Source organism: Burkholderia pyrrocinia (genome assembly GCF_001028665.1).
GTDB lineage: Bacteria > Pseudomonadota > Gammaproteobacteria > Burkholderiales > Burkholderiaceae > Burkholderia > Burkholderia pyrrocinia.
In genome coordinates, this window is sequence record NZ_CP011506.1 from 99,779 (window position 1) to 113,484 (window position 13,706).

15 protein-coding genes are annotated in these 13,706 nt (G+C 61.7%); 14 read left to right on the plus strand and 1 reads right to left on the minus strand.

The genetic code is table 11. From position 1 onward, the window contains the following. The 14 genes from traU to ABD05_RS35245 are packed head-to-tail and all read left to right on the plus strand — an operon-like array spanning position 1 to position 12,756. On the plus strand, positions 1-990 hold the full coding sequence (gene traU / locus ABD05_RS35185; RefSeq protein ID WP_148669221.1) for a conjugal transfer pilus assembly protein TraU: 990 nt from the start codon (positions 1-3) through the stop codon (positions 988-990). Beyond that, a complete protein-coding gene (gene trbC, locus ABD05_RS35190) occupies positions 987-1,688 on the plus strand; it encodes a type-F conjugative transfer system pilin assembly protein TrbC (RefSeq protein ID WP_047904809.1) in 702 nt (233 codons plus the stop codon). Before traU ends, trbC begins: the two co-directional genes overlap by 4 nt. A 1-nt stretch (position 1,689) precedes the next feature. Further along, a complete protein-coding gene (locus ABD05_RS35195; RefSeq protein ID WP_082146357.1) occupies positions 1,690-2,067 on the plus strand; it encodes a hypothetical protein in 378 nt (125 codons plus the stop codon). A 1-nt stretch (position 2,068) separates the two neighbouring features. After that, a complete protein-coding gene (locus ABD05_RS35200; RefSeq protein ID WP_053060052.1) occupies positions 2,069-3,190 on the plus strand; it encodes a hypothetical protein in 1,122 nt (373 codons plus the stop codon). A 7-nt stretch (positions 3,191-3,197) separates the two neighbouring features. Beyond that, positions 3,198-4,442, plus strand: a complete 1,245-nt coding sequence (locus ABD05_RS35205; protein WP_047904811.1) for a conjugal transfer protein TraN — start codon at positions 3,198-3,200, stop codon at positions 4,440-4,442. Then, complete coding sequence (locus ABD05_RS38485; protein WP_158361742.1) at positions 4,439-4,705, plus strand: hypothetical protein; 267 nt, start codon at positions 4,439-4,441, stop codon at positions 4,703-4,705. Before ABD05_RS35205 ends, ABD05_RS38485 begins: the two co-directional genes overlap by 4 nt. Continuing rightward, entirely contained in the window at positions 4,702-5,010 is a 309-nt protein-coding gene (locus ABD05_RS35210) for a hypothetical protein (protein ID WP_047904812.1), read from the plus strand. The genes ABD05_RS38485 and ABD05_RS35210 overlap by 4 nt, the downstream gene beginning before the upstream one ends. Further along, positions 5,007-5,396, plus strand: coding sequence for a hypothetical protein (locus tag ABD05_RS35215; RefSeq protein WP_006493947.1), 390 nt, complete (start codon positions 5,007-5,009; stop codon positions 5,394-5,396). Before ABD05_RS35210 ends, ABD05_RS35215 begins: the two co-directional genes overlap by 4 nt. A gap of 4 nt (positions 5,397-5,400) precedes the next feature. Further along, on the plus strand, positions 5,401-6,234 hold the full coding sequence (locus tag ABD05_RS35220) for a conjugal transfer protein TraF (RefSeq protein ID WP_047904813.1): 834 nt from the start codon (positions 5,401-5,403) through the stop codon (positions 6,232-6,234). 10 nt (positions 6,235-6,244) lie between these two features. Next, the gene (locus ABD05_RS35225) at positions 6,245-6,775 is read left to right on the plus strand and encodes a hypothetical protein (RefSeq protein ID WP_047904814.1); all 531 of its coding nucleotides are present in this window, start codon (positions 6,245-6,247) and stop codon (positions 6,773-6,775) included. Further along, entirely contained in the window at positions 6,772-7,215 is a 444-nt protein-coding gene (locus tag ABD05_RS35230; RefSeq protein WP_006487377.1) for an HNH endonuclease signature motif containing protein, read from the plus strand. The genes ABD05_RS35225 and ABD05_RS35230 overlap by 4 nt, the downstream gene beginning before the upstream one ends. After that, positions 7,212-8,246, plus strand: coding sequence for a phage Gp37/Gp68 family protein (locus ABD05_RS35235; RefSeq protein WP_047904815.1), 1,035 nt, complete (start codon positions 7,212-7,214; stop codon positions 8,244-8,246). The genes ABD05_RS35230 and ABD05_RS35235 overlap by 4 nt, the downstream gene beginning before the upstream one ends. Further along, positions 8,239-9,693 carry a conjugal transfer protein TraH gene (locus ABD05_RS35240; RefSeq protein WP_047904832.1) on the plus strand — a complete coding sequence of 485 codons (1,455 nt, stop codon included), beginning with the start codon at positions 8,239-8,241 and terminating at the stop codon, positions 9,691-9,693. The genes ABD05_RS35235 and ABD05_RS35240 overlap by 8 nt, the downstream gene beginning before the upstream one ends. A 9-nt stretch (positions 9,694-9,702) precedes the next feature. Then, entirely contained in the window at positions 9,703-12,756 is a 3,054-nt protein-coding gene (locus ABD05_RS35245; protein WP_047904745.1) for a conjugal transfer protein TraG N-terminal domain-containing protein, read from the plus strand. On the opposite strand, the gene ABD05_RS35250 is transcribed toward ABD05_RS35245, so the two are convergent. Next, positions 12,746-13,126 carry a hypothetical protein gene (locus ABD05_RS35250; RefSeq protein WP_020980049.1) on the minus strand — a complete coding sequence of 127 codons (381 nt, stop codon included), beginning with the start codon at positions 13,124-13,126 and terminating at the stop codon, positions 12,746-12,748. The genes ABD05_RS35245 and ABD05_RS35250 overlap by 11 nt on opposite strands. Positions 13,127-13,706: the final 580 nt, after the last annotated feature.

Sequence of the window (13,706 nt, forward strand, 5' to 3'; positions counted from 1 at the left end):
ATGATCTGCTTCGCCGCGGCGCTGGTGCTTGTAAGTGGTCCCGCATTGGCTGGGGTGTCCTCGAACTGCAACGGCAAATTCGCGAACCCCATCACCGACATCTGCTGGAGCTGCATTTTCCCGATCTCGCTCGGCGGGACACCGATCATTACCGCGGGCCAAGAGGACGGCGACAACCCTGGCGGCCTGCTGTGCGCATGCGGTCCAGTACTCGGGATCAAGATCGGATTCTGGGAGCCCGTACGTCGTGTCGACGTGACGCGTGTGCCCTACTGCTTCGTCTCGCTCGGCGGCATCAAGATCGATCCGGGCATTCGTGCGCCCGAGGGCGAGGTGCGGATGCAGCAGGATCTGACAAAGCAATCGAGCTATCAGGTGCATTGGTACCTCGACCCAATCCTGTTCTGGCTGGAGGTGCTGCTCGACTTCGCGTGTCTCGAGACGGGCAACTTCGATGTCGCGTACCTCACCGAAATCGATCCGACCTGGAACGACGACGAGCTGACGATGTTGCTGAACCCCGAGACGTTCCTGTTCGGCAACCCCATAGCACAGGCTGCGTGCGCCGGCGACTGCGTGCTGTCGACCGCGGGCTTCGGCAGCAACGCGCTCTTCTGGTGCGCGGGCTGCAACGGGTCGATCTATCCGTTCAACGGTCACGTGCAGGCACACGTCTCGCATGTTCAGGCGAGCTCACTGCTCGTGCAGCGGATGACCGCGAAGCTTCATCGGGAAGGACTCCTGTGGGGAACTATGGGCGGCAGCGGGCTGTGCGGCAGCTACCCGATGCCCGTGATGGACAAGACCCAATACAAATACCAGATGCTGTACCCCATCCCGGAGACCGCCAAAACGAACGGGCGCTGTTGCCAGCCGTACGGGCGCACGACGGCTATTTGGGGCGCAGGCAAGAGCTATCCATACAAGGGCGAAGACTTCGCCTACATGGTGTTCCGCAAAAAGAACTGCTGCCTGGGAGTCTTGCCGTGAGCCATATCGCCTTCTTCGCCCGCCCGCGGAACTTCGTGCTCGCGATCATCGGGTTGAGCGCCGCCATCGTCGCCAACGCCGCAGGCACCGTCGCCGCGTTGCCGTCAGACGCGCAGATCTCTGCAGAACGCGCACGCATCGAGCGCGAGCGCAAACCAATGTTCGCCGACCCGAATCTCGGCCGTTCGGCAGCGGGTAACGCATTTCCGGCCATACCGACGCCGCCGCGCGCGCAGCTCGATCCTCTCGCCGTCGCACAGCGCTACGCGGCGCGTGCACAGTCGCGTAAGCAGGAGGAACTGCTCGCGTTCGCCAGCCTGTCCATGCCGGCCGAATCGCTCAAGCGTTTGGTGCGCGACGTCGCGCGCGCCGGCGGGGTCGTCGTGCTGCGCGGCTTCAAGGATGGCTCGGTCAAGACCACTGTCAGTGCGATCCAGGCGCTCGGTGTCGACGCATCGGCTGTGCAGGTCAACCCGAATGCGTTCAAGCAGTACCGCATCACGGCTGTGCCGGCGATCGTGCTCGTCAAGGCGGACCGGGCCCTCGATCTCGATGCTGAAGGCTGTTCGCTGCCAGCGAATTTCGCAGGCGTGACGGGCGATGTGACCGTGACGTATGCGCTTCGCGAGATTGGTCGCCGCTCGTCGGATTACCAATCCCTCGCCGACAGAATCCTGGCGAGCCTGGGGGAGCACTGACATGTTGACGACTTTCGCTATTGCAGTGGTGATCATTGCCCTTGCGATGAAGGTCGAGAGCGAGCGGATACGTCACTCAGGGAACTGGAAGCTTGTGGCACAGATCGCGCTGTTCGACATCGTCGTCGGGGTGATCTTCCTCATGTTCGTCTTGTGCCGATTCCTGGAACCGTCCCTGCTTCATATCGTTTCAATGCCGCTCTTGGCCGGTCTCGCTGTGGTGGCTTTGATCAGTTTCGGAGTTCGCACGTATGTCCGCAGCAGGATCGGTGTGAAATCAGAGCTCAAGTGGGATTTCTTGATCCTCCTGACGGCTATGACCGTTCTCTCGTTTCTCCGCGACATGACGGCGGCCCTCCCGCACGCAGGAGGTTATTGAGATGAAACCGTTTGCATTCGCACCCGCAGCACGGCGCCGGAATGGCAGGCGCGCTCCACGCGCGATGTTCTGCATCGTGAGCCTCTTCGCGTCCACGGCATTCGCACAATCCACTCCCGACGCCGCATTCCAGGCTGGCAAGGATTTCGCCGGCAATGGCAAGAACGCGGCCGCTGGTGCGATCAACTCGGCGACTGGCCAGCAGAACCTGCCTTACTACAACACGAATGCGCCCGAGTCAGCCGATTTCGGCAACGGCATGGGTGCGATCGGCGCGGCCGGATCGCAAAAGCAGATCACCTGCCAGTCCTACAAGGCAGGTTCGGCATTCGACCAGCAGGAATGCGATGCCGTCAATTTCATGACGCGCAATCCCGGTCAGCGCCAGAAATTCAAGATCGACAAGAACAAGGATCCCCTGATGGCGGGATCGAAGAACATTATCGCGAACCCGGGTACCGCACAGGGTAGCGAAACCCAGCAGTGCCACGTCGAACAGACGAAGATTCCCGGCAAGACAACGACGGAAACCTGCAGCGAGACCCAGACCCTCGGCGACCAGTCCTGCCAGAAGATCCTCTCGGTCGACGTGCAGATGAGTTGTCAGCCGGGAGAACTCTTTCAAGCGCTCGACTTACCGCGCAACGCGGTAGACCACGTGAAGATCTTCGCGAAGTGTGATCCGGCCGCGCAGAGCCATTCGTACATCGAGATGACCGCCGACGCATTCGGGATCCGCGGCGGTACGGTGCGTAACGCCACCGTTCAGATTCCGAAGGATGTCGCGAGCATCCCGCCTTCTTCTTGGACCCAAACGGTCGGCGGCCCGCTCGGCTACCAGCTGGTGATGACTCATCCCGACTGGGAGTACTCCATTCGCAACGTACCGGTTTACATCCTGAAGGATTCGACCGGCTGTCAACCGGGCTCCGATCGATGCGCCTATCACATCTACTGGGAGTGGACCGAGCTGATGAACGTGTGCGACATCAACGACAACTGCCCGCTCAAACCGGTCCTGCAAGCGAAAAACGACGGCTGGGCTACCGGTGTGATCCAGAAGACATCGATCACCGACCACTGGGACAACCAGTGCCTGTATCTCGATTCTCGCTCGCAGTAGGTGTCCTATGTCTAAGAGATTCCTCCTCCGGATTGTGCTGCTCGCCGCGGCGGCTATTTCCAGCGCCGCGCATATCGTGCACGCCGAGCCCATGTGCCAGAAGATCAGTGAAGTGTGCGTCGACGGCCCGTCGACGAAGAACATTTCAGGCGTCGACGTGACGCGTGATTGCTGGAGATACACCGCGAGCTACCAGTGCCGGTCGACCGATACGTCGAGTGATTGTCAAGCGCTGCGGGATCGTGGCTGCGGTCAGGTGAGTACGCGGTGCCTGTCGGCAGCGGCCGACGGTTCTTGCATCACCCAGGAGAACACGTTCCTGTGCAAGACGACGCCCGATCAGGTCGTGAATCAGACCGTGTGCGACAAAGGTGCTTTCTGCCAAAACGGGGTGGGTTGTTTCGACACGAGCGCGCCACAAGACAAGGATTTTGGGCAGGCCGTCGCGATGCTCGAGGCGGCTCGCGAGGCCGGTGTGTACGGCGTTAGTTCGAAGGCAGTCGAGATCTTCAAGGGCTACCACGAGACCTGCAGCATCAAAGGCGTCGGTGGCGCCACGCTGTCCAATTGCTGCTCGTCGAACGATGGTGGGCAGACATTCGTCAACTACGCGATGCTCGCGGTCGGCACGGGTAAGGCGTTGGCTACCGGCTCGCACTACATGTACGACGCCCTGTATCAGAACATTGACGGCACGCTGATGAGCAAGGGTATTGGCGCGGCCAACAGCGTGACGTCGCTGTTTTCTGGCGGCGGCTTCACGCCGACCTTCGGTATGTACGGATTCACCTTCAGCTTCTCCTTCTCTTCCGGGTTCACGTTCGTCGGATTCGATCCGTCGAGTTTCGCCCTGTCGGTCGCGATTCAGCTCGTACAGATGTGGCTGAAATGCAATACAGCCGAGCAGACGCTCTCGCTGAAACGTGGCCAGAACCTCTGCGTCCAGACGGGCACGCGTTGCACGAAGAAGGTTCTCGGCGTCTGCCTCGAGCGGGAACAAGACCATTGCTGCTTCAACTCGATCCTCGCAAAGCTGATTAATCGGCAAGGCCGTTCGCAACTCGGAATGCCGATGGACCAGTGCGGGGGATTCAGCGCAGACCAGATCACGCAACTGGACTTCTCACGGATCGACTTTTCCGAATTCATCGCATCTGTCGCACCGAAGAACCCCGATCAGGGAGGTATCACCGGCAGCGTTCAAAAGACCGTGAACGATAAGGTGCAGAGCTATTACGGGAACGGGCAATGACCGCCAATCATCACGATCACGCACTGGCAAGCCTGCTCGAATGCGCCATCTGTATCGGCTGTGGTTGCGACAACTTCCATGCCTGCTGCGACGCGAACAGCATCCCTTGCCACTGGCTGAGGGTCGACTACCGCTCGGGCCTGGGCGTATGTAGCGCCTGCGCTGAGCACGTTCCGGCCTGGGACAGCGCCACTCGTCCCGCCGACAATTCAACCGACGTCCGGCCGAACATCGGCCCGGCTGATAAACGGAGAACCTCGTGAGCCAACCCACCCTTCCGCACCAGGCGCACTCCGACGCGCAACTCGCTTTGGCGATGTTGGTCCGGCACGTCCAACGCATTGCCTCAGACCAGGCGGCACGGATCGCTTTGGGCGAAGTGACCCCACAGCAGGCGTGCTCTGCCGTAGTTCGACAAGGCGCGTCCCTCGCTGTTACCGCCCAGTACTTCGGCGCTGATGACGTCGCAATTGCGATCGCGGAGGCCGCCGACCAAGAGGCGGCCCGACTCAATCCTGAATGGCGAATCGCTCGCGAGCCGGCCGCCAAGATTGGGGCTTCGGCATGAATCGGCAACCCTTTCACCGCTCGGCGCGTTGGCTCAGCGCGCTCACGCTAAGCGCCTTGTTTGCGATCTCGTCGGCCCGAGCTGAGGGTGACGGTCAAGTCTACGACGACACGCGAGCGCTCACTGCCGACGCTATTCGCCATGGGCATGCGCAGGGGATCGTGACGGGCCCGATCGCGGAGCAGTTTCGGCGCCAGTTCCAAGCAACTGGAGCACTGATGGTAGTTGCGACCGTCGAGAGGGATCTGCCTCAGGCCGACTGCAAACGCGTTCAGTTCGTGTGGACTCAGGCGGGTGCCATGACCCCGAATGGCCGCGACGACGCAGTTTTGACCATGCACATGAATATCTGCGCGGACGGTAGCCCGCCCGGCGACCTGGAGTAACACCATGCGCGCTACGCTTCGCATTCTTCTTTCGTCCGCGATCGCCCTGTCCGGCATCGCCCATGCGGCTGACAATCCGCTCGACTACCCATCGATCTGGAATTGCCGTGCTGGCGATGTGAGCCCATACGCGCCGCGCACCAACTGGTACTGCGACGACGTCGACCAAGCGCCGGCCACAGCAGCTGCTCCTCCGGCCGCGCCGGCACCGAACGCAGAGCCGCAGCGAATTGAAATTCCAGATATCCGAACGGCAGAGCAGATGCGAAAGGAACTCGCGCGCCGGCTCGACCTCGCGACGATGGAGCCAACCGACGACCACATCCGCGACTACCTGCAGCTTTGGCAGGTGACCCAGCAGAAGGGCTCGACCTTTGCTGATACGTGGCGTCGCGTCGTCTGGCAGAACCCTGCGCTCGACTACACGTTGACCCGGCCCGCAAACAATTCGGCGATCAAGGTGTTCGACGCACAGCGCGACCAGGATCAGGAAGCGCAGCTGCGTGCCCTAGCCAAGGACCATGGGCTGATCTTCTTCTTCCGCTCTGACTGCCCTTACTGCCACGCGATGGCTCCGGCTGTGAAGATGCTCGCAGACAAATACGGAATCGATGTCTTGGGGGTTTCAGTCGACGGCCGCGGCATCGACGAGTTTCCGCATCCGGCCGATGGCCGTGCACAGGCTGTCGCATGGGGCGTCGAGCGTGTGCCCGCGCTCTTCATTGGCTCGAAGCAGACGGGCGACCACGCCGCGATCGGCTTCGGGGCGATGTCGGTATCTGAAATCGTCAACCGACTGTTCGTCCTGACCGGGACACAGCCCGGCCAGACCTTCTAAGGAGGCGTACATGTATTCCGACCAACCCAGTGTGGAGAGTCCGGACGTGGCGACGACACGCGTCTCCTCGGCGGTTCGGCTGAATCGGATCCAGATTTTGCAACTGCTCGCGCTAGCCGTCGACGAGTCCACGGTCGTGACGGTGCAGTTTGGTGCGGCAGGTCATTCGGGAGCTGGTCTCTATGCGTGGGATGAGGAGTATCCCGACGAAGGCGCGAGCTTCCTCGATCCGGCAGGTCACTCCGACAGCCCGGCGGCCGAATCGCTGCCGTCCACCGGCTGCGCCACTGACCCGATGCCGCACGACCTGCATCCGCGTACGGCTGACTCGGTCCGACGATTTCACATCGCATTGGCATCGAAGCTTGCGAAAGCCGAGCACAAGTACGGATACGCGGACTCGTGGGTAGCGACCAACTGGATGGACGAGTGTCGGGAGCAACTGATGCGTCACGTGGCGAAGGGTGACCCGCTCGACGTCGCCGCCTACTGCGTGTTTCTCTGGCACCACGGTGAGCCAACCGTGAAGGCGGCGAGATGAGCCGCCTCACCAAAGCTCAACGCGATGAATTGCGCGGCAAGTACGACGGGCGGTGCGCCTATTGCGGGATGCCGTTGTCCGAACGTTGGCATGCAGATCATTTCGAGCCGGTACGACGCGACCTAAAGCTCGTGGAGACCGACCGTGGTTACCGCTGGAGGTCGGGCCCGCCAACCCGGCCGGAGTTCGATGTCATCGAGAACTTCATGCCCTCCTGCGCGCCTTGCAACATCGACAAGCATGCGATGGATCTCGAGGCATGGCGCGGGAAGCTGAGCCGCACGCTCGACGTGCTCAACAAGAACTACCCAACCTATCGCCACGCGCGTCGCTTCGGTTTGGTCGTAGAGACCGCGGCACCGATCGTCTTTTACTTCGAACGAGTGGCGGCAGAGGCTTCTCGGACAGTTCCCGTTGTGAACCAGGAGAGCATTTCGTGAGCGAGAACAGCAATATCGAGTGGTGTGACCACACCTGGTCGCCGTGGGAAGGTTGCCAGAAGGTCGGGCCGGGCTGTGACCACTGTTACGCCGAGGCGCGCAACGCGCGCTTCGGCGGAGGCACCGCGGTGAACTGGGGCGCGGGAGCACCTCGTCGTCGCGCTGCGCCAGACTCGTGGCGGATGCCGCTGAGGTGGGATCGGAAGGCACGCGAGCTTGGACAGCGCTTTCGAATCTTCCCGAGCCTCTGCGATCCGTTCGACAACGCTGTCGATCCGGCGTGGCGCCGAGATCTATTCGAGCTGATTGCGCGCACGCCGAATCTCGATTGGTTGTTGCTTACGAAAAGAATCGGTAATGCACGCGACATGCTTAACGAGGTAGTTGACGAGCTGTCCCACGGGCTCAACACGTGGGACGAGCTGGCGTGGCCGACCGTCTGGCTCGGCGCAACGATCGTCAACCAGGCCGAGGCCGACCGCGACATTCCGAAGTTGCTCGCGGTGCCGGCACGTGTGCGCTTCCTCAGCATGGAGCCTCTGCTTGGTCCAGTCAGCTTCGATGGCATGTTCGCAAGTGCGAATTGGCGCGATTGCACCAACGCGCTTGAAGAATTGGATTGGCTGATCGCTGGGGGCGAGAGCGGCCGCGGCGCGCGGCCGATTCATCCGGATTGGGCGCGCCATCTGCGCGACCAATGCGTAGCGGCCGACGTGCCGTTCTTCTTCAAGCAATGGGGCCAATGGCGGCCGGCCGTGGATGCGACCAACGAGCAACTCGAAGCTGCCCGCGCCCAGGGCTGGGTTTCTCTCGACGGTGCGTTCCACGACGGGAGCGACGAACGGGTATTTCGTCCAGGCGACGAGCGCGTCATCAGCGTCGGCAAGAAGCTCGCGGGCCGCATCCTCGACGACGTCATTCATCACGCGTTGCCAAGCGACCGATCGACAACCGGGTCGGCCGAGCGCCTGCCTGGCCGGCCTGGCCCGCAATCCCGAACTGTCTCGCATGACGGAGGCCAACATGCCTAAGCTTCTCGCTTCCCCCCTGTTTCGGCGGTATCTGCGCGGCCTGCAGGTCCTGTTGGCGAGCGCGTCGATCGCATGTCTCGCATACACCCAACCGGCGGCCGCAATGTCGATGCAGCAGCTGTTCGACACGGTGAACGCCCAAGGGAACTACACCAGTCCGGCGGCGTTGCAAGGCCAGACGCTCAACATGTACTCGGGCGGTTCGCTGTTTATGCGTATGCCCAAGCGGACGTATCAGTTGAGTTCCGTGACACCTCCGTCATGGAATGCCGGGTGTGGCGGGATCGACCTGTTCATGGGCGGATTCTCGTTTATCAACAAGGAGCAGTTCGTCGCGATGCTGCGCAACATTGGCTCCAATGCGCTCGGTTACGGCTTCAAGCTTGCGATTCAAAACCTGTGTCCTACGTGCGACAACGTCATGCAGGCTCTGCAGGCGACCGCGCAGCAGATCAATCGACTGAACATGGATTCGTGCGAGACCGCGAAGGGATTGGTCAACGCGGCACTCCCTGACACGTGGACGCGCGGCCGGCAGGATGCCGCCAAGAACTTCGGCGTCGACTCGAACATCTTCGAGAACATTACCGACGCGTGGACGAACGTGATGAATGACGAGAACAAGGCTGACGACGTCATCGACCAGGTGAAGCAGAGCAACCCGGCGGCGAAGGACGTGTTGCCGACGGGCAACGTGGTGTGGAAGGCGCTGAAGAAGATCGACGGGATGACCGACGAAGAACGCATGGTGTTGATGTCGTTGGTCGGCAGCATGATTTTCCCGACGCAAGGTAACGCGCAGGCGCCCAAGCCCCTGATGCCGACAGACATCGACGTAGCGACGTTGATTGGCAGCGGTGTAGACGGCGACACGATCAACGTGCCGATCTGGCGTTGTGACACCACCACCGACGATGGCTGCCTGAATCCCTACAGCGATCAATTGTCGACCCGCAGCTTCCGATCGATGGTGATGACGAAAATGAACAATATCGTCGACCACATTGCTGCGCGATCGCCGCACGACGACGTGAGCCAGGTGATAGCGTTTCTGAACACTACCGACCTTCCGATCTACGCGATGTTGGCGGCCGGCACTCGCTACAACAACACGCAGATTGCCGACAGCACGATGGGTGTCTACATCGACCTGATCGCGGCGAAATATGCCGAAACGTACATTCGCCGATGCACGAAGGACCTTCAGGACGCGATCGGGAAATATGCAGCGCTCGCTGACTCGTCACAGACGCAGGCGCTGAGCGACCTGAAACCGCAGCTCGAGCGTATCCGCAATACGGCGCACGAAGCGCTGATGCAGGCATATACGCGCACCGTCAGCACGCATTCGCTCACCACGGAGTTAGCGGCGATGCAGCGCGCGGTGGACTCGAACCTGTCGGAGACGTTGCGTTCGTCCCTGGCTTTCGGCAAAAGCTTGAACTAAGGGGCGGCTATGAACATCGAGATCCAGACCTACTGGAACGTCGAAACGCTCTACTACGTGCTCAACGCCGTCGCATCGGTGATGACGAGCGGCGGGTGGCCCGGCTTGATCAAGTTCGTCTTCCTCGTTGCGTTGCTCATCGCGATGTTCGCGTACATGGGGCGCCACGGCGACATGGCGATGTGGTTCATTCAGGCGTTCGCGTTTGTCACGATTCTCAATATGCCGATCGCGCGCGTGATGCTTTCCGATCGCACGGACCTCCAGCCCCCTCGGCAGGTCGATCATGTGCCGGTGGCGCTTGCCGCAATCGCGCAGGCGAGCTCGCTTTCGTTCGGGTTCCTGACGCGCGCGTACGAGACCGCGTTCAATGTTCCGGACGATCTCGGTCTCGCGAAGGGTGACGTAGGCTTTGGTCACCGAATTCTGCGGCAGGTGAATTCCGCAGTGGTACGCGATCCTGCGCTCCGCGCCGACCTGATGCAGTTCTTCAAGGAATGTACGAAATACGACATCCTGGATGGTGCGATCGCACCCAGCCAAATCGTCGGTGCGACGGACACTTGGAACACGATCTTCAGTAACACGAGCCCTGCCCGCTTCGTCACATACAACGTGCTGACGGCTCAACCCGTGACGGACACGTGCCAGAACGTCGCGCTGCTTCTCAAGCCACGTGTGGACGCCGCCGTCTCGGATGCACAGGCGTTCTATGGCCGCAAGGCGTTTCCGCAGGCGAGCTCGGACGGTATCGCTCAGCAAATGTTCCTGTCGACCGTCTCGACGTCCTACTCGTGGCTGCTCGACGCATCGCAGTCAGCGTCCGATGCCATGAAACAGGCGATGTTCAACAACATCTGGCGGGATGCGGGCCCCGGCATTGCGCGTGCGCACGACGATCCGGCGGCGATCGCCGACACGAACGCTCTTATCGCGGAGGCAGAAGCGGCGCGCCAGGCGAACGGGTCGAATAGTGCCCTAAGTCTGCTCGGCCAAGAAACGATCCCGCACATGCGGAACTGGATCGAAGCGATCACCTACGCCCTGTTCCCTGTCATGGTCCTGCTGATGATCGTGGTACCGCAGGAGAAGGCGAAGTACGTTCTGGGTGGCTATTTCATGATCCTCGTATGGATCGGGTTGTGGCCGCTGCTGTTCGCAATCATCAACCATCTGTCGCTGATGTGGCTGCACTACAAGTTGACGGCATTGCACCTGTCGGCCGGCGTGCCGTTCCAGCTTTCCTCTGCGTTCGACTCAACCTTGGTCGACGAGCAGGCGATGATCGGATACATGGTGGTGCTTGTGCCGTTCATCGCTGGTGCAATCGTCAAGATGGGCGACGGTGCGATCTTCGGCCTGGCCGATCGAGCCTTGAGTGGCTTCGCCACCGCCGGTTCCCGCGCCGGCGCTGCGATAGCGTCCGGCAACTACAGCATGGGTCAGGCGGGCCTTGACACCGCGTCCGTTAACACTACGACGATGCAGAAGTTCGACGGCAACATGCTGATGAATTCCGGCATGAAGACGGTCCAGCTTTCGGATGGTTCGACGATGTCGGTATCCAGCAACGGCCGCGCTGCCTATCAGAAGCTCGCAAACCACCTTCTGACGTCGATGCAGCTCGAAGATGCACAGAGCTCCGGTCACAGTTTTGACCGGTTCAGCGGTACTACCTCGACGTCGGGTTGGAGCAGCTCGACACGTTCGGGAAGTTCGGTGGGCAGCAGCGAGAGCTTCGGCCACGCCTCCGAGCGCGGTGCGACTCAGAGCATCGGGGCGGAGACTGCGACGACAACGTCCGGCGGTACCAGCGGCCGCGCGATGCACGATGAGAGCGTCGGGCAGACCAACCAGATCGGTACTCGGTTTGGTACCGGCATCGGTGCCACCGACAGCATTCAACTTCACGCCGGCGGGAGCGGTCACCTGGGAATCGATGCTTCCCAGGGTGGCGCCTCTCCGCGCGCACCGGGCGCCGGCGCGAGCGATCGCGACGCGCGCCGGGTTGCCAATGCTATGAAGCAAGGAGGCGCGTCGGCAGAGCAAATCGATTCCGCGATGCAGAACATGCGCGGCAACCAAGCGGCGGCGGAAGGTGCACCTTCTGTCAGGCGCGGCGGTGGGGCATCGCTGAGCCTTGGGGCGCAAGTAACCGGTATTCGAAACTACACGGCTGGCCACGATCGCGACTGGTCGTCGCAATCGGATCATCGTACAGGCGATTCGGTGTCGTCGGGCAGCGAGGTGAGCCAAACGGGCTCGGCCAGCACACGTAACGCAACTGGCACCCAATCGTCGCAGTCGGACCGCCACGATTCGTCGGCCACTCGGTCAAGTTTTTCCGAAAGCGCGTTCCAGCGCGAGCATGGCGTGCATAGCGAGGCTGGTTCGCGTTCCACTTCGTCAGACGGTAATTCGATGCGCTTCGCGATCGAGCGGAATCTGGCGGAAGATCCGGACTTCATGATGAAGGTTGGCCAGCGCAACCACGTTTCGGCGACGCGCATGTGGCAGATGTCCGAGGACAAGCTGATCGGCATGGCCGCCGAGTATCTCGACTGGAAGGCGATGGCGCAAAACATGCGCGGCCCGCAAGGAGCCGGAGCCAATGACGATGCCGTCGCTCCCAAGTTGAGCCACGACTTCGGATCACACCACAGCGGAGCGTCGTCGCGTGGTCGAGCTGGTGCCGGCCACACCTCCGCTGGCGCCGGCGATTTCGGAGGCCGGGTCAAGGCAACGGGCTTCTCCTCGACGGATCCGGTGAAGCCGAACATGACGTCGCCAACCGAAATCTCGGCAGCACAGCACGCGCTTGATCAAGGTCGCGGCATCGGCCAACGCGCGAAGGATTTTGACGCGGACGTGCACAAGCACGCGAGCCCGGACCGGGCGCTTGGCGAGGGGCGCGTGACGCAGACCGAGGTGAATGCGGCGAACGAGGATCGGGATCTTGCCGATACCGTCCGCCGGTCATGGAATGCGCCGCGCCGGGCGCTCGGGATGAAGGAATATGACGACTACGACACGAAGGATGTCCCGCCGGAGATCAAGAAATGAGCTTCGTCGCGGTTGTCCATTCATCACCGACCGGCGTAGGGGTTACGCCGTGTGCGGTCACATACATCGGAACGCTCGGTGACTTGGGCGCGAAGGACACGTCGTCGAAGCTGGTGGCGACTGCAGAAGTCGCGGATCTGCGGAATGTTGTGCCGACAAGCGCCTCAACCAGCGCGATCACGACTCGCACCACGATCAGGTCGTTCAGCACGGTAACCGCACCAATCCAGCCGACGCGGTTCAGCAGTTCCACCGTGCCTGCCCACAGCAGAAGCGTCGCGACGAGCCACACGGGCGCAAATCGCCGAAACCAAGCAAACCGAAGCAGATACCGCAGCGGATGCCACACCACACGAAGGAAGGCTTTCATCTCGAATCCTCTTCCAACCGTCGTTTCGCGTTCTTGCGCTGGATGCGTGCGATACGTGCCGGTATGTTTGGGGTGCCACAGGGAGCTAACACCATGATTCATCGTGAGTTTACCGCGTTTCGGACGCCTCGTGGTCCCGTGCTGTCCGGTGTGGTCACAGCGTTGACGGTCGTACTGGCCGCCTCCCTAGCCGGCTGCCAGGACATTCCGATCGCCCGCCAGCGGCTAGCGGAGTTAGTTGCCCCGCGAGATGCGGGCGGTGCTGCAGCCACCCCGGCACCTGGCAACGCGTCAACCCCGCCGAGGGTTGCTTCCGGAGTTGCAGCCAGTTCCCCTCGTTCCGGTCGATCGGGTAGCCCGCGCGACCGGGGCACCCCCTACGAGATCAAGCCGGGCGACATGGCCGGCTACAGCCTGCATATGTAAGGAGACCGCGATGCGCCGAGTTTTGTCCAGCCTTATCACCGTCCGTTTCTCGTGTTGCGTTGCCGCATGCGCGTCGCTGCTACTCGCCGGGTGCGTCAACACGCCTATCAGCGATCCGCAGCGGCAGTTCGCTGGAACGCCGCTGACGCCATAT